This window comes from Halomonas sp. S3-1-1 (assembly GCF_023757625.1).
Taxonomy (GTDB): Bacteria; Pseudomonadota; Gammaproteobacteria; order Pseudomonadales; family Halomonadaceae; genus Vreelandella.
In genome coordinates this window covers 1-19514 of sequence record NZ_JALGBZ010000002.1, presented here as the reverse complement: position 1 = coordinate 19514, position 19514 = coordinate 1, and the positions used below count along the sequence as shown (strand labels likewise).

Genomic DNA, 19514 nt, shown 5'->3' with positions numbered 1-19514 from the left:
CCCGGCATAATGGTGCACTCACCGCCGGGGTCCGGCGAAAGCCGCCGTTTTATCAAGGACCGGCGCCTACGGCGACGGGGTAATATTCATTCACGAGGGCGACCATGATTGGCTACGGTAGGCGCACCACCTTCCTCCGAGTACCGGCGCTGTCCATTATAATGGGCAGCCTGCTACTCGCCGGGTGCGCCACGCGAGGCACCGAGCCCTCGCCGCAAACCGGTCAGGACGCCGCCGACGCCTATAGCCAACTAGGCGTGGCCTATCTGGAGCGTGGCAACCTGTCCCGGGCGCTCAACGCGCTCGACCGCGCCATCGAAATCGACCCTCGCCATGCCGAGGCGCTACAAGGTATGGCGCTGGTCTATCAGCAGCAGGGCGAAACTCAGCTGGCTACCCGCTATTTTGAACAGGCCGTCAGCGCCGCCCCCTCCTTTACTCGCGCGCGTAACAACTACGCCGCGTTTTTGTATCAGCAGGGCCAGTACCGCCAGGCCTGCGAACAGCTTGAAATCGCATCGACCGATGCCCAGTACGCCAACCGCGCCCAGCTTTTCACCAACCTGGGGCAGTGCTACATGGCGCTCGACGATGTCCCCCGCGCGCGCGAGCGATTCGTACGCGCCCAAAGTATCGACCCGCGGAGTCCGCGCGGGTATTTAATGTTAGCCGAACTGGAAGTTTCTCAGGGCAATTTCGAGCGCGCTTGGGCGCCACTGCAAAGTTATCTGCAGCTGGCAGGCCCGGATCGACAGGCGCTGACGCTGGCCGCTTCTGTTGCCCGCGCCCGCGGCGACGAACAGGCCGCCGCCGAGTATCAGCGTCAGTCGATGGCCGCAAGCGCCCCCTGATCACCTAATTATTGAAGGATGCTCAGCCATGAGCGACATGCATTTACACGAGAATACCGCGACCACCACCGCTTCACCCGGCGAGCTTTTGAGCCATCAGCGTGAACAGCTCGGCGTGGCACTGTCCGACGCCGCAAGGGCGCTCAATTTGCGCCCCGCCGTGGTCGAGGGCCTGGAGCGCGACCAGTACGATGAAATTCCCGTGGCCGCCTACCGCCGAGGCTATCTGCGCGCCTACGCCAAGTATTTAGGCATGGACGAACACCTGGTGCTCGACGCCTACAAGGCGCACTTTGGCACCGCTGAAGCCGAGAGCAAGGTGGCGCCGGTCACCACCTCACGCCCGCCTTCACGCGTCGGCGCTTGGCTTTTCAAGCTCGTCACGCTGTTAGTGATCGCCGGGCTGATCGGCGTAACGGTGATGTGGTGGCAAAGCCGCGGTGGTAGCGAGCCGCCGAGCATGGGGGCAGCGCCCACCGCCGAAGAGCAGAGCCAGCTAGACGCCGCAAGCACGGACGCAGCGCTGCCTGACACGCCTGCCTCCGCTCCGGCCAGCTCTGATGCGGCCACCGGCCAGGCAAATGGCGCCGACGTCAACGATAGCGCCGCGCTGGAGGCCACCTCCGAGCCCGAGCCGGTAGAACTTTCCGAGACCGCCATCGACGCCGCGCTTGCGCTGAACGAGGCGCAAAACCAGGGCGACGCCAATACGCTCGAGCTGAGCTTCGCCGAGCAGTCCTGGACCGAAATTTTCGATGCCAACAACCAGCGCGTATTCGTGGGCCTGCAAACGCCGGGCACCACGGCAACGGTTGAAGGCGAGCCGCCCTTTCGACTCACCATCGGTAACGCAACCGGCGTGACGCTGGACTACATGGGCGAATCCGTCGATCTCGCTCAGCGCGCCGGTGCCAATAACGTTGCCCGCTTTACTCTAGGAGAGTGATCCGTCCCATGTACGCCCCTTCTCCAATCAAGCGCCGCCCTTCCCGTCAGATTCACGTCGGCAAGGTCGCGGTCGGCGGCGATGCCCCCATCGCCGTGCAGAGCATGACCAACACCAACACGCTGGACGTCGACGCCACCGTCGGCCAGATCCAGCAGTTGGAAAAGGCCGGTGCGGACATCGTGCGCGTCTCGGTGCCGGACATGGACGCCGCCGAAGCCTTCGGGCGCATCAAGGCGCGCGTCGACGTGCCGCTGGTCGCGGACATCCACTTCGACTACAAGATCGCGCTGCGCGTGGCCGAACTCGGCGTTGACTGCCTGCGCATCAACCCGGGCAACATCGGCCGCGAAGACCGCGTCAAGGCGGTGGTCAACGCCGCCCGCGATCACGGCATTCCGATTCGAATCGGCGTCAACGCAGGGTCGCTGGAAAAGGATCTACAAAAGAAGTACGGCGAGCCGACCCCGGCGGCGCTGGTGGAATCCGCCATGCGTCACATCGACTACCTCGACCGGCTCGACTTCCAGGAGTTCAAGGTCAGCGTCAAGGCCTCGGACGTGTTCATGGCGGTCGCCGCCTACCGCGATCTGGCCGCGCGCATCGAGCAGCCGCTGCACTTGGGCATCACCGAAGCCGGCGGGCTGCGCTCGGGCACGGTGAAATCCTCGATTGGCTTGGGGATGCTATTGATGGACGGCATCGGCGACACCATTCGCGTATCGCTGGCCGCTGACCCGGTCGAGGAGATTAAGGTCGGTTTCGACATGCTCAAGAGCCTGAAGCTGCGTGCCAAGGGCATCAACTTCATCGCTTGCCCGAGCTGCTCGCGCCAGAATTTCGACGTCATCGACACCATGAACCAGCTCGAAGAGCGTTTGGAAGACGTCATGACGCCGCTCGACGTCTCGGTGATCGGCTGCGTGGTCAACGGCCCGGGCGAGGCCAAGGAGACCGATATCGGCCTGACCGGCGGCTCACCGGCGAATCTCGTCTATATCGACGGCAAGCCCGCAAGCAAGCTTCGCAACGAGCATCTGGTCGACGACCTGGAAGCCCTGATCCGCGAAAAAGTTCGCCTCAAACAGCAGCAGCAAGACGCCGTTATCACCAAAAGCGTATAACGTCGCGCAAGACGGAAAGCCTGGCTTTTCGTGCTTACAAGGAGTTTTCATTGAGCAAGTCCGGTACCAAAAAGATCCAGGCGATCCGCGGGATGAACGATCTCCTGCCCAGCGATAGCCCCCGCTGGCAGTTTTTCGAAGCGAAAGTGCGCCAGATCATGCAGCGCTACGCCTTCGATGAAATCCGCATGCCCATCGTCGAGCAGACGGCGCTGTTCGCCCGCTCGATCGGCGAAGTGACCGATATCGTCGAAAAAGAGATGTACACCTTCGAGGACCGAAACGGCGATAGCCTGACGCTGCGCCCGGAAGGCACGGCGGGCTGCGTGCGCGCCGCCATGGAGCACGGGCTGCTCTACAACCAGACCCAGCGGCTCTGGTACCAGGGCCCAATGTTTCGCCACGAGCGCCCGCAAAAGGGCCGCTACCGCCAGTTCCATCAGGTCGGCGTGGAAACCTACGGCTTCGAAGGCCCGGACATCGACGCCGAGGTGATTCTGCTCTCGGCCCGGCTCTGGAAGGAGCTGGGGCTTTTCGAGCACGTCACCCTCGAGCTCAACTCACTCGGCTCGCTCGAGGCGCGCGCGGCCTACCGCGACACGCTGGTTGCCTACTTCAACGAGCACTTCGAGCTGCTCGACGAAGACTCCCGGCGGCGCCTGGAGAGCAACCCGCTGCGCATTCTGGACTCAAAGAATCCGGCGATGGCCGAGATGCTCGACGCCGCGCCGCAGCTTCTGGACCACCTGGACGAGGCCTCCATCGAGCACTTCGAGTCGCTGAAAGCCATGCTCGACGCCGCCGGTATCGGCTACGTGGTCAACCCGCGCCTCGTTCGCGGGCTCGACTACTACTCGCGCACGGTGTTCGAGTGGACCACCACCGCGCTTGGAAGCCAGGGCACGGTATGCGCCGGCGGACGCTACGACGGCCTTGTCGAGCAGCTCGGCGGCAAGCCCACCCCGGCGGTGGGCTTCGCCATGGGCATCGAACGGCTGATTCTGCTGCTCGAGACCCTGGATCTCGTCCCCGCTGAGGCGCTCGGCAAAAGCGACGTTTATCTGATGGCGCTGGACGACACCGCCACCACCGCCGCGCTGACGCTGGCCGAAACGCTCAGAGCAGAGCTTCCGGCACTGAAACTGCAGCTACACTGCGGCGGCGGCAGCTTCAAAAGCCGCATGAAAAAGGCCGACAAAAGCGACGCCGGCATCGCCCTGCTGCTGGGTGAAGACGAAGTGGCCAACCAGACGGTCACGCTCAAATTTTTACGCGACGATCGCGAGCAGCAGAGCGTGGCGCAGGCAGCGCTTGCCGCAACGCTTAATGATCTGATCATCCGCTAACCCGATCAACCGTGTCGGATCATCGGGCCCGCCTGCCTGATCCGCCATGCCCGAACAAGGAGACCGCCCGTGGCGGAGCTGAGAAGCGAAGAAGAGCAGCTTGATGTGATCAAGCGCTGGTGGAAAGAGAACGGCACCTCGCTGATCGCGGGGGCGGTGATCGCCGCGGCCGGCGTGTTCGGCTGGCACGCCTGGCAAGACTACCAGGAGGGCCAAGCAGCGGCGGCGTCCGTGCGCTACCAGCAGCTTCTGACCATCGCCAACCTGCCGGAGCAAGGCGCCGAGCAGCTCGATAGCGCCAAACAGCTGGTCGCCGAACTCAACGACGATTACGGCAGCACGCTCTACGCCGAGCTTGGCTTGCTGCTCGAAGCGCGCCTGGCGGTGGGCCAAAACGATCTCGACGGCGCACGTGACGCGCTCGAGCGCGCCGCCGACGGCGCCTCACGCGACTACGTGAAGAGCCTGGCCTGGCTGCGCCTGGCGCGTATCGAGATCGCCCAAGGCAATCCGGAGCAGGCGCTTTCGCTTCTGGACGAGCCGCTCGTCGACGCCCTGAACGCTCAGCGGCTCGACGTGCGCGGCGACGCCTACGCCGCCCTTGGTGATCGCGACAACGCGCGCAAGGCGTGGCAAGAAGCGCTGGCCGCCGACGGACAGAACCAGTCACTTTACGGCATACAGTTTAAGCTAGACGACCTTGGCGCCGAGGAGGCGACCTCCTAATGACGATCAGCCTTTCCCAACCGTTAATTTCCAAATCGCTGCTGCGCACCGCCCTCGGCGCGGCGGCGCTGGCGCTTCTGGCCGGCTGCGCGAGCAAGAGTGAGCCCACCAACGTGCCGACCCCGCTTACAAGCTTCAACGAGACCACTACGGTGTCGAACGTGTGGCGGCAAAACGTCGGTGACGGCCTGGGCCGCGCCCGCTACCCGATCGAGCCCGCCCGCGAAGGCAACACCGTGTTTGCCGCCGACGCCCAGGGCGTGGTCATGGCGCTGAATGCGACCAACGGCAACCGCCAGTGGCGTATCGAGCTCGACACGCCGCTTTCCAGCGCCCTGAACGCCATTGCCGGCCAGCTCTATCTGGGCACGCGCAACGGTGAAGTGATCTCGATCGATCAAAGCGATGGCAGCATCAACTGGCGCTCTCGGGTCTCCAGCGAAGTGCTGGCCGCCCCGCAGGCCAACCCGCAACTTCTAATCGTGCAGAGCGTGGATGGCCAAGTCACCGCGCTCGACCGCGCTACCGGTCAGGAGCGCTGGGTCTACTCGAGCTCGCAGCCAGCGCTGACCCTGCGCGGCACCGGCACGCCCATGGTGATCGAGCCGGTCACCTTCGTCGGCTTTGCCAACGGCCGTTTGGCGACGCTGGATAACCGCAGCGGCCAGCCGCTATGGGAGCAGCAGATCGCCACGCCCCGCGGGCGCAGCGAAGTCGAGCGACTGGTCGATCTCTCCGGCCAGCCGGTACTCAGCCAGGACGGTCGCCTGTTCGTGACCAGCTATAACGGTCGCGTCGTGGCGCTCGAGGCCACCCAGGGCGGCGTGCTGTGGGAAACCACTCTCTCCAGCCGTCACACGCCGGTGCTGGTCGGCAACGCTCTGTTCGTCGTCACCGACGACAGCCAGATCGTCGCCCTCGATGCCAACAGCGGCCAGGAAATCTGGCGCAACTCGGCGCTCGAAGATCGTCAGCTGACCGCTCCCGCCTTCGTCGATGGCCGCCTGGCCGTCGGCGATTTCGAAGGCTACGTGCACCTGATCGACGCCCGTGAAGGCTCGATCGTTGGCCGCACGCGGGTGCATAAATCCGGCATCACCCTGCGCCCGGTCGGCGAAGGCAGCACCCTCCATGTACAGGCCAACAATGGCCGGCTGCAAACGTTGGAAATCGCTCCATGACACCCGTCATTGCATTGGTCGGTCGGCCCAACGTGGGCAAGTCGACTCTGTTCAACCGTCTGACGCGCTCGCGCGACGCGCTGGTGGCCGACTTTCCCGGCCTGACACGCGATCGTAAGTACGGCAACGGCCTGCTGGGCAACAAGGCCTACACCGTCATCGACACCGGCGGTATCAGCGGTGACGAGGAAGGCATCGACGCGGCGATGGCCGAGCAGTCGCTTGCCGCCATCGATGAGGCGGACATCGTGCTGTTTCTGGTCGACGGCCGCTCCGGGCTCAACGTCGCCGACGAGGCGATCGCCAACCACCTGCGGGTCAATCAGAAAAAAACCTGGCTGGTGGTCAACAAGACCGACGGGCTCGAAGAACACTCGGCCATGGGCGATTTCTGGGGGCTCGGCCTGGGTGATCCCTGGCCGATCGCCGCTGCCCACGGACGCAACGTCTCGCAATTGATCGATATCGTGCTCGAAACGTTTCCCGAGCGCGATGCCGACATTCCCGCCGACACCGGCACCAAGGGCATTCGTATCGGCGTCATCGGCCGGCCTAACGTGGGTAAATCCACCCTGGTCAACCGGCTGCTCGGCGAGGAGCGCGTGGTGGTGTTCGACGAGGCTGGCACCACGCGTGATGCCATCGAGATTCCCTTCGAGCGCCGCGGCAAGCCTTACGTGCTGGTCGATACCGCCGGCGTGCGGCGGCGCAAGAACGTCAGCGAGATCGCCGAGAAGTTCTCGATCATCAAGACGTTGGACGCGATCAAGGAGTGCCACGTCGCGATCATGGTGCTGGACGCGCGCAGCGGGCTGGTCGAGCAGGATTTGCACCTGTTGGACTACGTACTGACCACTGGCCGCGCGCTGGTGCTGGCGGTGAACAAGTGGGACGGGCTCGAGCATGAAGCCCGGGAGACGATGCGCAGCCAGATCAAGCGCCGGCTGGGCTTTGCCGACTACGCCGAGATGCACTTCATCTCGGCGCTGCACGGCACCGCGGTGGGCGATCTCTACCCCTCGATCGAGCGCGCGTTCGACGCCGCCAACGCCCACTGGTCGACCAACCGTCTGACCACGCTCCTTCAGGATGCCGTCAGCCAGCATCCGCCGCCCATGATCAACGGCCGGCGCATCAAGCTGCGCATGGCCCACCAGGGCGGCAGCAATCCGCCGATCATCGTGGTCCACGGCAACCAGACGAGCTCGCTGCCGGAAGCCTACCGGCGCTACCTGACCAACACCTTCCGCAAGGTGCTCAAGGTGCGCGGCACGCCGATGCGCTTCGAGTTTCGCTCCGGCGACAACCCGTACGACAACATGGCCGGCGCAAGCGACAAGGAAAAGGCCAAAAAGCGCGAACTGGGCCGTACGAAAGAGGCGCGTCAGAAACGCCGTTAAGCGTGCCTTCCTAGCCCAAACAAGCGCCCGTTTCGAGACGGGCGTTTCTTTAAGCTTCTCGCTCACCCCGGCAGCGCTTTGCGCTGCATCGCTGGCTAGCGCCTGCTCCTACAACGACCCAGTGGTATAAGTGCACGCCAACCGTAGGAGCCGAATTCATTCGGCGATGGCGGCGCCAAGCCGCCCTTGCTCGATGTCTCGCGCGGTCTCTGGCTTTGCATGCAAACCAGTTGACAAAGCACGGCGCGCTACCTCAAATAGCCCCACTCCAACGGTTTCGTCGCTGGATCTTTCCAAGGAGGTCTCATGCGTTACTTACGTGCTCGCGTTCGCTGGCTCGCGCTTTTGAGCGTCACCGTATGGCTTACTGGCTGCATGGCGCTGCCCCAGGCCGGCTTCAACGCCTTTCGTCTATCGGTGAACTCGGCCACTGTCGAGAACGTTCGGGTCGGCTCGCTCGACCTGAACCGCGGGCTCGATACCGCAAGCCTTCCTGCCCTGCTGGCCTCGAGCGTGCGTTCGGGGAGCCTGCCGATTCAGGCCACCCTCGCCCTCGGGTTGGATCTGCCGCGGGGCATGCCGGCGGTGAATATGGCGGGCTTCAATTGGGCAGTGGATATGCCCGGGGCGGACCCGGTCACCGGGCGCTACGATAAAACCGTATCGCTGACGCCGGGGGCGGGGCCGAACCTTCGCCTGCCGCTGTCGCTTGACGTTCTCGCCAGCGACCCGCAGCGCCTGCGACCGATGATCGACCTGGCCCGTGAGCTGGCCGCCCGCGGCTCGTTGCCCCAGGGAAGCGAGCTTGCGATCACGCCGGGAAGCCTGAGCGGGCTGGGCGTGACGCTGCCCACCGGCGTACTGACACCGACGCTGCGCTTCAACGTCGGCCCCGACGGTCAGCTCTCTCAAATACGCTAGCGTTTGCGGCGCGGCGCCGGGCGGACAGACTTGCCAATTCGCCGCCCGCATTTGACCGCTCGCTGCGTTATGATAAAACTACTCGAAACGGATCGTTCACCTTCATACGGCTTTTCGCCAACAAGGAATTTATATGCGCTGGCTTCGCCCTTTCGCCGTTACCGCGCTGTGCGCCTCGCTCGCCGCCTGTAGCACCTCGCCCACTGGCCGATCGCAGCTGTTGCTGTTGTCGGATGCCGAACTGAATCAGATGGGCCAGCAGGCATTTACCCAGTATCAGCAGGACGTGCCGATGGGTGATCAGGCGAGCCTGCGCTACGTGCAGTGCGTCACCAACGCCATCGTCGACGTGCTGCCGGAGCGCCAGCGGAGCATGGACTGGCAGGTGCGCGTGTTCAAGTCCGAGCAGCCCAACGCCTTCGCCCTGCCCGGCGGCTACATGGGTGTCAACACCGGCATGCTCGACATCGCCACCAGCCAGGACCAGCTCGCCTCGGTCGTGGGCCACGAGATCGGCCACGTGCTGGCCAACCACGCCAACGAGCGCGCCTCGACCGAAAGCGCGACCTCGCTGGGACTATCGGTGATTTCCAGCGCTGCAGGCCAATCCGCCGGCGGCCAGCAGCTCATGGGCGTGCTGGGCATGGGCGCGCAGTACGGCATCGCGCTGCCGTTTTCGCGGACGCACGAAAGCGAGGCGGACACCATCGGTCAGAACCTGATGGCCCAGGCTGGCTTCGACCCGCGTGAAGGCGTAACGCTGTGGGAGAACATGCAGGCGGCATCCAGCGGCGGCGCTCCGCCCGTGTGGCTTTCGACCCACCCAAGCCAGGGCCAGCGCATCGAAGGGCTGCAGTCCACCATAAGCCAGGCCATGTCGATCTACGAGCAGGCCAGAGGCCAGGGCCGCACGCCGAACTGCCCGCGCCCCTGATCGCGCACTTCTTCCTTTGACTCCGTTTGCCTGCCAGGCGCGTGCTGCGCGCCTGGCAGGCAGGCGCTCACCCCTCGATAAGCGTTTTTCTTAACAGCGCCTGCACCGGCGCCGTCTCCGGGCGCACGTGGTGCCAGATAAAAAATGCCTCCGCCGCCTGCTCGACCAGCATGCCGAGCCCGTCGATCGTGCGCGCTCCGCGCTTGCCCGCCCAATGTAAAAACACCGTGGGGGTGGCGGCGTACATCATGTCGTAGGCCACCGCGTCTGGTTCGAACAGCGTCTCGGGCAGCGGCGGCAGCTCGCCGGCAAGGCTTGCGCTGGTGCCGTTGATGACCAGATCGAAGCGCCCGGATAGCGCCTCGTACCCGCCGCCGGTGACGCTTCCCAGATCGCGAAAGTCCGCGGCTAGCGCCTCAGCCCTGGCGCCGGTGCGGTTGGCGATGACAAGCTCCCGCGGCGCTTCATTCAACAGCGGCTCGAGCACGCCGCGTACCGCGCCGCCGGCCCCCAGAATCAGCACGCGCTTGCCGGCCAGGGGCACCTCACAGGCCTTCAAATCCCGCAGCAGGCCGATGCCGTCGGTATTGTCGCCATAGATACGCCCGTTCTGACCGAGGCTGAGCGTATTCACCGCGCCGGCGCGCCGGGCGCGAAGGCTCTGAGTATCGCACAGCGTGAACGCCTGCTGCTTGAACGGCACGGTGACGTTGGCGCCGCGCCCGCCGCTTTGGCAAAACGCACGCCAGGCCTGGTCGAAGCCATCGAGCGGTGCGAGCTCGGCGGTGTACTCCAAAGGCTGACCGGTCTGCGCGGCGAAGGCGCGGTGAATCAGCGGCGATTTGGAGTGTTTAACCGGATTGCCCAGCACGCAGTAACGGCTGCTCATGCGCTCACTCCCGCTTTTTCGGCTTCGGCCAGCCAGTCGCGCGGTGTCAGGTAGTCGTTCAGGTGCGCCTCCGGGCTTCCCGGGCCCGGCGTGTAGCCGTACTCCCAGCGCGCCAGCGGCGGCATCGACATCAGAATCGACTCGGTGCGCCCGCCGCTTTGCAAACCAAAGAGCGTGCCGCGGTCCCACACCAGGTTGAACTCGACGTAGCGCCCGCGACGATAAAGCTGGAACTCGCGCTCCGGCTCGCCCCAAGGCGTATCGCGCCGGCGGCGGGCGATCGGCAGGTAAGCCTCCAGAAAGCTATCGCCGACCGCGCGCTGAAAGGCAAAGGCAGACTCGAAATCCGGCTCGTTGAGATCATCGAAAAAAAGACCGCCCACGCCGCGGGTCTCGTCGCGGTGCTTGAGGTAGAAATACTCGTCGCACCACGCCTTGTAGCGCGGGTAAACGTCCTCGCCGAAAGGCGCGCAGGCAGTTTGGGCCACCCGGTGCCAGTGTACGACGTCCTCGAACACCGGGTAGTACGGCGTCAGGTCGATCCCGCCGCCGAACCACCACACCGGTGCCTCGCCCTCCTTTTCGGCGATGAAAAAGCGCACGTTGCCGTGACTGGTGGGCACGTGCGGGTTCTCGGGATGCAGCACCCAGGAGACGCCCACGGCATGGAAGCTGCGCCCGGCAAGCTCCGGGCGCGAGGCGGTGGCCGACGGCGGCAGCGTCTCGCCAAAAACGTGGGAGTAGTTGACGCCGCCCTTTTCGAACAGCGCGCCGTTTTCGATCACCCGCGAGCGTCCGCCGCCGCCGGCTTCGCGCTGCCAGCTCTCTTCTCTGAAGGTGCCGCGCCCATCCGCGTCGGCCAGCGCCTCGCAGAGTTGGTCCTGCAGGTTCATCAGGTAGGTTTTAACGTCGTCCAGATGCTCGTGGGCCACAGTGTCTCCAAAGCCGTGCAGGGGTAGACGTCAATGGTAAGGGGTAAAACAGAAGCGGTGAAGGGGCGCCGCACTCAGTCGTGGCGCTGAAAGCGCACCAGCGCGCGGCGGTAGGCGCCGCTTCGCACCGCGCGGCTGATCATCGGTATCGCGCTTTTGATGCCGGCGCGCACCAGCCGGCGCTGCACCCGGGGCATGTCGAGTGACAGCGCCCGGGAGCCCCACTCGGGCAGAAGGTCGATGCCGGCGCGCATGAACAAGGCGCCTGCCGGGCGCAGAATCAGATGGCGTGGCGGCGCGCCTAAAAGCACTCGCACCACGTCGCGGGTGCGCTTGTCGCAGACAAGCTCACCTCGCTTGGCCTCGAGATACGCCGCCACCGCGTCGCGGCTGTCCGGCACCTGGCGGGCGCCGAGCGCCTCGGCGATGCAGGCGGTTTCGAAAAAGTAGCGGTCCTGGTCCGCCGCGCTGAGCGATGGGTTGCGGTACACCAGGTGCGCGGCCATGAAGCGGCTCATCTCCGCGACGTGCACCCAGGTGAGCAGGTCCGGGTCGTCGGCGGCGTAGGCGCGCCCATCGGCGGCGTGGCCGCGCACCTTTGCGTGCACTCGGCGTACCCGAGCGATCGCCTCTTCTGCCTGGGCGAAATCGGCGAAGCTGGTGGTCGCGATGAAGTCGCTGGTGCGCCTGAGGCGCCCGACCATATCGTGGCGAAAGTTGGAGTGGTCCCACACGCCGGCCAGCGCCAGCGGATGCAGCATTTGTAAAAGCAGCGCGCTGATGCCGCCGCACATCATCGGGGTGAAGTCGCCGTGAATGCGGCGCACGAGGCCACCTTCCGGAAACGGGCCAGGGTTTTCGTCGGCCCGCGCCGCGCCGAGCCTGGCCACCATGGCGTCGTGCAGGAAGTGGCTCATGTCAGGCGCGCAGCACCTCGTTGGTCACCAGATCGCGAATGGTGCTGGGCCGGGTCTGACCGCCGAGTTCGCCGTCGAGCACGGCACTGATCTCGTCGCCGAAAACGGCACGTACCTCGTCACGGCTCATCGCCGGCGGCTCGGCGGCGCGGTTGGCGGAGGTCGACACCAGCGGCCCGCCGAAGGCCTCGCAAAGGGCCTTCATAACGGGGTGGTCGGTCACCCGCAGCGCCACGCTCTGGTGGGCGCCGCGCACGAGGCCGTGGCTGCGCCCGTTGTCCGGCACCAGCCAGGTGTGGGGGCCAGGCCAGCTCGCGGCGAGCGGGGCGTGCAGCGCCAGCGGCAGCGACTCGAGCCAGGGGCCGAACTGCTGGATGCTAGCGGCGACCAGAATCACGCCCTTGGCCGGGTCGCGCTCTTTCAGGCGCATCAGGTGCGCCAGCGCCTCGTCGTTGTCCGGGTCGCAGCTCAGCCCCCATACCGCCTCGGTCGGGCAGGCGATCACGCCGCCCTGGCGTAGGGTCTGGACCACGCGCTGAAGATTGTCCATCGAAGTCATCACGTCCTCCTGTGAATGCGCGGCGCTGCCACGGTTCGAACCGCCATCTTACCACGCTGCGCGATTCGGCCTGCTTGATCGGATCTAACCCAAGCGCACCCAGCCGCCCGCCTGCTGGGCCACGCGGCCCTCGAGCTCCAGCATGAGAAGCCTTTGCTGGCACTGCCCCACGCTCTGGTCGGTATGCTGCACCAGCAAATCGATCGGCGTGGGGGTCGAGGAGAGCGCGGCGAGCAGCGCATCCTGAGTATCGAGCGCAAGCGACGCATTCATCTGGACCGGGCCGGGCGCGGCGGGTTCCGCTGGGCTTCGCTCGGCTCCGGGCAGGTACGCGCCGGCCCAGTGGCCGAGCTCCTCAAAAATGTCGTCGACGTGGCGCGTAAGAATGGCTCCGCTTTTCAGCAGCGACAGGCACCCGGCGGCCTGCACGTTATAAAGCGAGCCCGGCAGCGCGAAGAGCTCGCGGCCCTGCTCCAGCGCCAGCCGCGCGCTGACCAGGCTGCCGCTTTTTTCCGTGGCCTCGACCACCAGCGTGCCAAGCGAAAGCCCGGTAACGATTCGATTGCGCCGCGGAAAGTACGCCGGCCGCGCGCGGGTGCCCGGCGGGTGTTCCGAGAGCACCAGCGCCCGCGGCGTTTGGGTGAGCTGCTGATAAAGCGCGCGGTGGCTCGCCGGGTAGATGACATCCACCCCCGAGCCCAGCACCGCCACCGTGGCGCCGCCTTCATCGAGGGCGGCCTGCTGGGCCAGGCCGTCCACGCCCAGCGCCATGCCGCTGACCACGCACCAGCCGCGAGCGGCAAGCGCGCGGGCAAACTCCCGAGCGTTGCGCCCGCCTTCCGCGGTCGGCTTGCGGGTCCCCACCATCGCCAGGCGCGGGCCGGTCAGCGCGTTGAGATCGCCCTGGGCCCACAAAACCGGCGGCGGGTCCGGCAGCTCGTCGAGAAGCGTCGGCCAGCGTGGGTGGCCCGGGTGTAGCACGTGGCGGCGGGGGCCGGCCTCACGCCAGGCGCGGGTGGCATCGATTGGCGCCTGAAGCGGGCTTTTATTTGGGTGGTCGAGCCAGAGCCTGAGCGCGCTGGCCGCCGGCGCCGGGAGCGCGGCGAGCCACCCCAAGGGCCAGTCCGGCGCCTGATCATAAAGCGCCTTGAGCCGGTGCGCGCCCATATGGGGCAGCGCGGCCAAAACCAGCCACGCGTTGGCATCCATACCCGCCTCCTTTTTAGTTTTAAGCTTTTTCACCCCGGGCTGTTTATCGCGCCCGTTTCATCATGGCCTGGGCGTGCGCACCTCGTCGCCTACCGCCAGCACGTTGGAGGCCTGCATCACCAGTGCGTAGCTCATGCGACTATAAGGTTTGAACACCATCAAAAGCCCGCCTTCGGTGTTGGGCAGTTGGAACAGCTCGCTGGTGCGCGGGTCGTTGATGAGTTCGCCCTGCTGGTCGACGCGCAGCACGTGCCCGGGTTGCAGGCCATCCTGAGTGCCGAGGTCGATGGCCACGACCTGCAGCCGGCCGATGAAGCGCACCCCGCCGGGGGCGGCGATGATGTGGCCGGCCACCTCGGCCTGCGGCGCGCGCGGCTGAAAGTCGCCCTCGATCCTGTTATCGAGCGCGATCACGATGTCGTCGTTGCGCACCTCTTGCCTGGCGCTGAGCGCCTCGACCCGGGCGATCTCGCCCTGCTGGTCGATCAGGCGCGCCTCGCCGATGAAGACCAGCTCCTGGCCCAACACCTCGCCGCTGGCAGAAAGGTAGGGCTCGCCCGGGCGATAAAAGCCCAGCGGCACGCCCGAGGGCAGCTCACCGCGCACAAAGAGCGTGTCGCCGGCGCCGCTGATGAAGCGCTGGTTCTCGCCGCCGACCACGTAGCCAAGCTCCCCGAGCGCCCGGCCCGCTTCCAGAAAGCGGTGCTGGCGCAGAAACACCTCGACCACGTCCATCGGCAGCGCCAACACCGCCTCGCGCGGCTCGATGGTGCGCACGCGCGGCGAAAGCTTCACCACCGGCTGGCCTGTTTCCAGCGCAAAGCAAGGGGCGCCGGCGCAGTCGCGCAGTACCAGCGTGTCGCCGGGGTAGATCAGGTGCGGGTTGCGAATCTGCGGGTTGGCCTCCCAAAGCGACGGCCACTGCCAGGGGTTTTGCAAAAAGCGCGCGGCGATGCCCCAAAGCGTGTCGCCTTTGACCACCACGTAGCGCTCGGGGGCGTCGCTTCGAATACGCTCCCAGCCCTGTGCGGCGTTGGCAAACGCGGCGACACTCACCAGCAGCGCGGCAAGGGCACCCAAGCGAAAGGTTTTATGCATGAGCATGGCGGATCCTAAAGCGGTGGCAGCGGTCAACGACACGCCCGCGTGCATGCCCAGAAGTACCGCCAGCGTGATATAGTGGCCTATAGTAAAGCACAGGGTCGCGCCCGCCCATTGCAACGCGAGCGCGACTTTTTGGCTCCTTTTTCAACCCTACCGCGTTTGAAGCGCCGGGGCTCCCCGTTTCAAACCGCAGATTCAACAACGGTGATTGTAACGCCATGGCCAAACGTCCCATTCTCGAATTCCCCGATGAGCGCCTGAGAACCAAGGCGAAGCCGGTGGAGACCGTTGACGATGAAGTTCGAAGCCTGGTCGACGACATGCTGGAGACCATGTACGACGCCCGTGGCATCGGCCTTGCCGCCACCCAGATCGACGTTCACCGCCGCGTGGTGGTAATGGATGTCTCCGAGGCGGGCGACTCGCCGCTGGCCATGATCAACCCGCGCTATGAGCCGATCGGCGAAGAGAAAGAGCCGCTTTCCGAAGGGTGCCTTTCGATTCCCGAGCACTACGCGGATGTTCCACGCTTTTTGAAGGTGAAGCTCAACGCCCAAAACCGCGACGGCGAGGCGTTCGAGCTCGAAGCGGACGGGCTGCTTGCCCACTGCATCCAGCACGAGTACGACCACCTGGAAGGCGTGCTCTTCGTCGATTATCTGTCCGCGCTCAAGCGCGATCGCATCATGAAGAAAATGCAAAAGCGCCACAAGCTGATGCAGGACGCCTAGACGCCGTAAAAGCCGCCCGTGGGCGGCTTTTTCACGTCCGTTTATCCGGCCGCCCTCTCCACCGTTTTTCGAACAGGTAGATCCATGCCCTCACTGCGCGTCGTCTTTGCAGGCACTCCGGAGTTCGCCGAATCCCACCTCTCCGCCTTACTCAAAAGCGACCACCAGGTGGTGGGCGTTTACACCCAGCCCGACCGCCCGGCCGGGCGTGGGCGAAAGCTCACCCCGAGCCCGGTCAAACGCCTGGCGCTCGAACATGACCTGCCCGTGTACCAGCCGCAAAGTTTGAAAGACCCCGCCGCCCAGGCCGAGCTGGCAGCACTTAACTCCGACCTCATGGTGGTGGTGGCCTACGGACTCTTGCTGCCGCAGGCGGTGCTCGATACGCCGCGGCAGGGCTGTATCAACGTTCACGCCTCGCTGTTGCCGCGCTGGCGCGGCGCCGCCCCGATTCAGCGGGCGATAGAAGCCGGCGACGCCGCCTCCGGAGTCACCATCATGCAGATGGACGCCGGCCTCGATACCGGCGACATGCTGCTCGAGCTCGAAACGCCGATCACCGAGCAAACCACCGGCGGCCTGCTTCACGACCGGCTGGCCGAGGACGGCGCCAAAGCGCTGATCGAGGCTCTCGACGCCCTGGCGGGAGGCGGGCTTACGGCCACGCCCCAACCCATTGAAGGTGTGACCTACGCCGCCAAACTGAGCAAGACCGAGGCCGAGCTCGATTTTCACCAGAACGCCTGCACGCTTGCGCAGAAGATTCGCGCCTTCAACCCTTGGCCGGTTGCCTGGTGCCAGCTTGGCGACGAGCGCCTGCGCCTTTACATGGCCCGCGCCGAGGAGCGCGCAAGCGACAGCACCGATGACGCCGTCGAGCCGGGCACGCTGCTCGCCCACGGCCGCGATCATCTGCGCATCGCCTGCGGTGAAGAAGGCCGCGAGGTGCTGTGCGTCAGCCACGTTCAGCTTCCCGGGGGCAAAATGCTGCCGGTCAGCGCGCTGCTCAACGCCCATTCCCCACGGCTTGCGCCCGGCAGCCGCTTGGGCTCGCCCTTGACGCAACAGGAAGATAATTCATGAGCGCCAAACGCCCCCAGGAAGGCAGCGGCCAGGAAGTTCGCGCCGCCGCCGCTCGCGCCCTCGCCCCCGTTCTCAGCGAGCAGGGCTCGCTTGCCGGCCTCGACGAGCACAGCGTCATCGCCCGCGACCGCGGCCTGCTCAAGGAGCTCTGCTATGGCAGCTGCCGGCGCCTGCCGCGCCTCGAGGCGATCGCCGGCAAACTCTTGAAGCAGCCGTTCAAAAAGCGCGACCAGGACGTCAACGCGCTTTTGTTGATCGGTATCTACCAGCTGTTGTACATGCGCATTCCCGCCCACGCGGCGGTGGGCGAAACCGCCGGTGCGGCCAGGCTTTTGAAAAAGGAGTGGGCCACGCGGGTGTTGAACGGCTGCCTGCGCCGCCTGCAGCGCGAAAGCGAAACGCTCGTTGCCGAGGTCGACCGCGATGAAAGCGCAGCGCTCGAACACCCGGCCTGGCTTTTGAATGCGCTCAAGAGCGCCTGGCCCGAGCAGTGGCGCGAGGTAGTCGCCGCCAACAACGAGCCAGGCCCCATGACGCTGCGCGTGAACCAGCGCGTCAACGACCGCGAAGCGTATCTGGCCAGGCTCACGGAACAGGGGCTCGACGCACATCTTTGCCTTCACGCGCCAGACGCCATCACGCTGGAAACGCCCTGCGACGTCTCGCAGTTCCCCGGCTTCGCGGAAGGCCATGTCAGCGTGCAGGACGAGGCGGCCCAGCTCAGCGCCGCGCTTTTAGGTCCGGCGATCGCCCCACGCCCCGGCGCCCAGGTGCTGGACGCCTGCGCCGCTCCCGGCGGCAAGACCGCCCACCTGCTCGAGCAGTTCGACATCGCGCTAACGGCGCTGGATAGCGACAACCAGCGCCTGGCGCGGGTCGACGATACGCTCGGCCGGCTCAACCTGAGCGCCAATCTGATTCACGCCGACGCCGCTGAGCGCGACTGGTGGAGCGGTACGCTCTTCGATGCTATTTTACTCGATGCGCCGTGTTCGGGAACCGGCGTGATTCGTCGCCACCCGGATATCAAGAAGCTGCGCCGGCAAAGCGATATCGGCCAGCTGGCCAGGCTTCAGGCGGCGATTCTGGACAATCTCTGGGGGCTTTTACGCCCGGGCGGCACGCTCTTGTACGCCACCTGCTCGGTGCTTCCCCAAGAGAACGCGAAACAGATCGACGCGTTTGTGGCACGCACCCCGGACGCCCGCGTAACGACCCCGACAGACGTTGCCTGGGGTATGGCCAGCGGCCACGGTCGGCAGCTCTTTTCGCAACAAAATAGCCACGATGGCTTTTTTTATGCCAGGCTGGAAAAGCAACCGGCGTGATGCGAGCTTCACGCCCAATCGCCAACTATCGACAAGGATGAGATGACCATGAGCGATCATGTTTACAAGCACGTAGAAATTACCGGCTCTTCGGAAAAAAGCATTGAAGACGCGGTGCAAAAGGCGCTGGCCAAGGCGTCCAAAAGCATCGACAACATGCGTTGGCTCGAGGTGGTCGACACCCGCGCCCATCTTGAAAATGGCCAGGTCGCCCACTGGCAGGTGACCGCCAAGGTCGGCTTCACCCTCGAGTAATTCCCCACTGCTTTTCGACGGCGGCTGGTTTACACTGGCCGCCGTCTTTATTGCAGCGCCCTTCTCGTTTGACCATACCGCCGGCGCTTTCAACGGATTCGATTCACCATGAAAATCATCATTCTCGGCGCCGGCCAGGTCGGCGGTACGCTGGCCGAACACCTCGCGCGCGAAGAGAACGATATCACCGTGGTCGACACCAACACGGCCAAGCTCCGCGAACTCCACACGCGCCTCGACATCCGTACCGTCACCGGCGCCGGCTCCTACCCCATCGTGCTGCGCCAGGCCGGCTGCGAGGACGCCGACATGCTGATCGCCGTCACCAACTCCGACGAAGTCAACATGATCGCCTGCCAGGTCGCCCATACCCTGTTTCGCACGCCGACCAAGATCGCCCGAGTTCGCGCCACGCCGTACCTGACTCGCAAGGGCCTGTTCGCCCACGAGGCGATTCCCATCGACGTGCTGATCAGCCCCGAGCAGGTGGTCACCGATCATGTGCGCCGGCTGATCGAGCACCCGGGGGCGCTGCAGGTGCTTGAGTTCGCCGGCGGGCTCGTGCAGCTCGTCGCGGTCAAGGCGTTCTACGGCGGGCCGCTGGTGGGGCAGGATCTCGCCTTTCTGGGCCGCCACATGCCCAACGTCGATACCCGCGTGGCGGCGATTTACCGCCGCAACCGGCCGATCATCCCGCGCGGCGACACGGTCATCGAGGCCGACGACGAGGTGTTCTTTCTCGCCGCGCGGCGCGATATCCGCGCGGTGATGAGCGAGCTCAGACGCGTTGAGCGCGGTTTTCGCCGGGTGGTGATCGCCGGTGGTGGCAACATCGGCGAGCGCCTGGCCGAGCATCTCGAGCACAGCCACCAGGTCAAGATCATCGAACACAGCCTGGAGCGCTGCACCACGCTCTCCGAGCGCCTCGATCGCACCGTGGTGCTGCACGGCAGCGCTACCAGCAAGCGCCTGCTGGAAGAGGAGAACATCGAGGATTGCGACATCTTCTGCGCGCTGACCAACGACGACGAGGTCAACATCATGTCGTCGCTGCTGGCCAAGCGGCTGGGGGCGAAGA

The 19514-nt window shown here is 65.4% G+C and carries 20 protein-coding genes; 14 read left to right on the top strand and 6 right to left on the bottom strand.

What is annotated here, in order from left to right:
- Positions 1-104 precede the first annotated feature (104 nt).
- From pilW to MQW23_RS05130, 9 genes are all read left to right on the top strand, one after another.
- Positions 105-851, top strand: a complete 747-nt coding sequence (pilW, locus tag MQW23_RS05170) for a type IV pilus biogenesis/stability protein PilW (protein WP_252106770.1) — start codon at positions 105-107, stop codon at positions 849-851.
- Positions 852-879: 28 nt separating this feature from the next.
- A complete protein-coding gene (locus MQW23_RS05165) occupies positions 880-1797 on the top strand; it encodes a RodZ domain-containing protein (RefSeq protein ID WP_252106769.1) in 918 nt (305 codons plus the stop codon).
- Positions 1798-1805: 8 nt separating this feature from the next.
- A complete protein-coding gene (ispG, locus tag MQW23_RS05160; RefSeq protein ID WP_252106768.1) occupies positions 1806-2921 on the top strand; it encodes a flavodoxin-dependent (E)-4-hydroxy-3-methylbut-2-enyl-diphosphate synthase in 1116 nt (371 codons plus the stop codon).
- A gap of 50 nt (positions 2922-2971) precedes the next feature.
- Positions 2972-4267, top strand: a complete 1296-nt coding sequence (gene hisS, locus MQW23_RS05155; RefSeq protein WP_252106767.1) for a histidine--tRNA ligase — start codon at positions 2972-2974, stop codon at positions 4265-4267.
- 69 nt (positions 4268-4336) lie between these two features.
- Positions 4337-4993 (top strand): YfgM family protein, encoded by a 657-nt coding sequence (locus tag MQW23_RS05150; RefSeq protein ID WP_252106766.1) that lies wholly within the window; start codon positions 4337-4339, stop codon positions 4991-4993.
- Positions 4993-6174: an outer membrane protein assembly factor BamB gene (gene bamB, locus MQW23_RS05145; RefSeq protein ID WP_252106765.1), complete on the top strand. Its 1182-nt coding sequence runs from the start codon at positions 4993-4995 to the stop codon at positions 6172-6174. Before MQW23_RS05150 ends, bamB begins: the two co-directional genes overlap by 1 nt.
- Positions 6171-7574, top strand: coding sequence for a ribosome biogenesis GTPase Der (gene der, locus MQW23_RS05140; protein ID WP_252106764.1), 1404 nt, complete (start codon positions 6171-6173; stop codon positions 7572-7574). The genes bamB and der overlap by 4 nt, the downstream gene beginning before the upstream one ends.
- A 306-nt stretch (positions 7575-7880) precedes the next feature.
- On the top strand, positions 7881-8495 hold the full coding sequence (locus MQW23_RS05135) for a hypothetical protein (protein ID WP_252106763.1): 615 nt from the start codon (positions 7881-7883) through the stop codon (positions 8493-8495).
- A 133-nt stretch (positions 8496-8628) separates the two neighbouring features.
- Positions 8629-9429, top strand: coding sequence for a M48 family metallopeptidase (locus MQW23_RS05130; RefSeq protein WP_252106762.1), 801 nt, complete (start codon positions 8629-8631; stop codon positions 9427-9429).
- Positions 9430-9496: 67 nt separating this feature from the next.
- On the opposite strand, the gene aroE is transcribed toward MQW23_RS05130, so the two are convergent.
- From aroE to MQW23_RS05100, 6 genes are all read right to left on the bottom strand, one after another.
- A complete protein-coding gene (aroE, locus tag MQW23_RS05125) occupies positions 9497-10318 on the bottom strand; it encodes a shikimate dehydrogenase (RefSeq protein ID WP_252106761.1) in 822 nt (273 codons plus the stop codon).
- On the bottom strand, positions 10315-11250 hold the full coding sequence (gene hemF, locus MQW23_RS05120; RefSeq protein ID WP_252106760.1) for an oxygen-dependent coproporphyrinogen oxidase: 936 nt from the start codon (positions 11248-11250) through the stop codon (positions 10315-10317). The genes aroE and hemF overlap by 4 nt, the downstream gene beginning before the upstream one ends.
- 74 nt (positions 11251-11324) lie before the next feature.
- Positions 11325-12167, bottom strand: coding sequence for an oxygenase MpaB family protein (locus tag MQW23_RS05115; RefSeq protein WP_252106759.1), 843 nt, complete (start codon positions 12165-12167; stop codon positions 11325-11327).
- A 1-nt stretch (position 12168) separates the two neighbouring features.
- Positions 12169-12726 carry an L-threonylcarbamoyladenylate synthase type 1 TsaC gene (gene tsaC, locus MQW23_RS05110; protein WP_252106758.1) on the bottom strand — a complete coding sequence of 186 codons (558 nt, stop codon included), beginning with the start codon at positions 12724-12726 and terminating at the stop codon, positions 12169-12171.
- An 84-nt stretch (positions 12727-12810) separates the two neighbouring features.
- Positions 12811-13935, bottom strand: coding sequence for a DNA-processing protein DprA (gene dprA / locus MQW23_RS05105; protein WP_252106757.1), 1125 nt, complete (start codon positions 13933-13935; stop codon positions 12811-12813).
- Between the two features lie 60 nt (positions 13936-13995).
- The gene (locus MQW23_RS05100) at positions 13996-15039 is read right to left on the bottom strand and encodes a LysM peptidoglycan-binding domain-containing protein (protein WP_252106756.1); all 1044 of its coding nucleotides are present in this window, start codon (positions 15037-15039) and stop codon (positions 13996-13998) included.
- A 218-nt stretch (positions 15040-15257) separates the two neighbouring features.
- On the opposite strand from MQW23_RS05100, the gene def reads away from it, so the two are divergent.
- The 5 genes from def to trkA form a co-directional block, all read left to right on the top strand.
- On the top strand, positions 15258-15770 hold the full coding sequence (gene def / locus MQW23_RS05095; protein WP_252106755.1) for a peptide deformylase: 513 nt from the start codon (positions 15258-15260) through the stop codon (positions 15768-15770).
- Positions 15771-15854: 84 nt separating this feature from the next.
- Complete coding sequence (fmt, locus tag MQW23_RS05090; protein WP_252106754.1) at positions 15855-16853, top strand: methionyl-tRNA formyltransferase; 999 nt, start codon at positions 15855-15857, stop codon at positions 16851-16853.
- Positions 16850-18181: a 16S rRNA (cytosine(967)-C(5))-methyltransferase RsmB gene (gene rsmB, locus MQW23_RS05085; protein WP_252106753.1), complete on the top strand. Its 1332-nt coding sequence runs from the start codon at positions 16850-16852 to the stop codon at positions 18179-18181. The genes fmt and rsmB overlap by 4 nt, the downstream gene beginning before the upstream one ends.
- Positions 18182-18229: 48 nt before the next feature.
- The gene (locus tag MQW23_RS05080; protein WP_252106752.1) at positions 18230-18436 is read left to right on the top strand and encodes a dodecin; all 207 of its coding nucleotides are present in this window, start codon (positions 18230-18232) and stop codon (positions 18434-18436) included.
- 108 nt (positions 18437-18544) lie between these two features.
- A partial coding sequence (trkA, locus tag MQW23_RS05075; RefSeq protein ID WP_252106751.1) for a Trk system potassium transporter TrkA occupies positions 18545-19514 on the top strand: 970 nt, incomplete at its 3' end.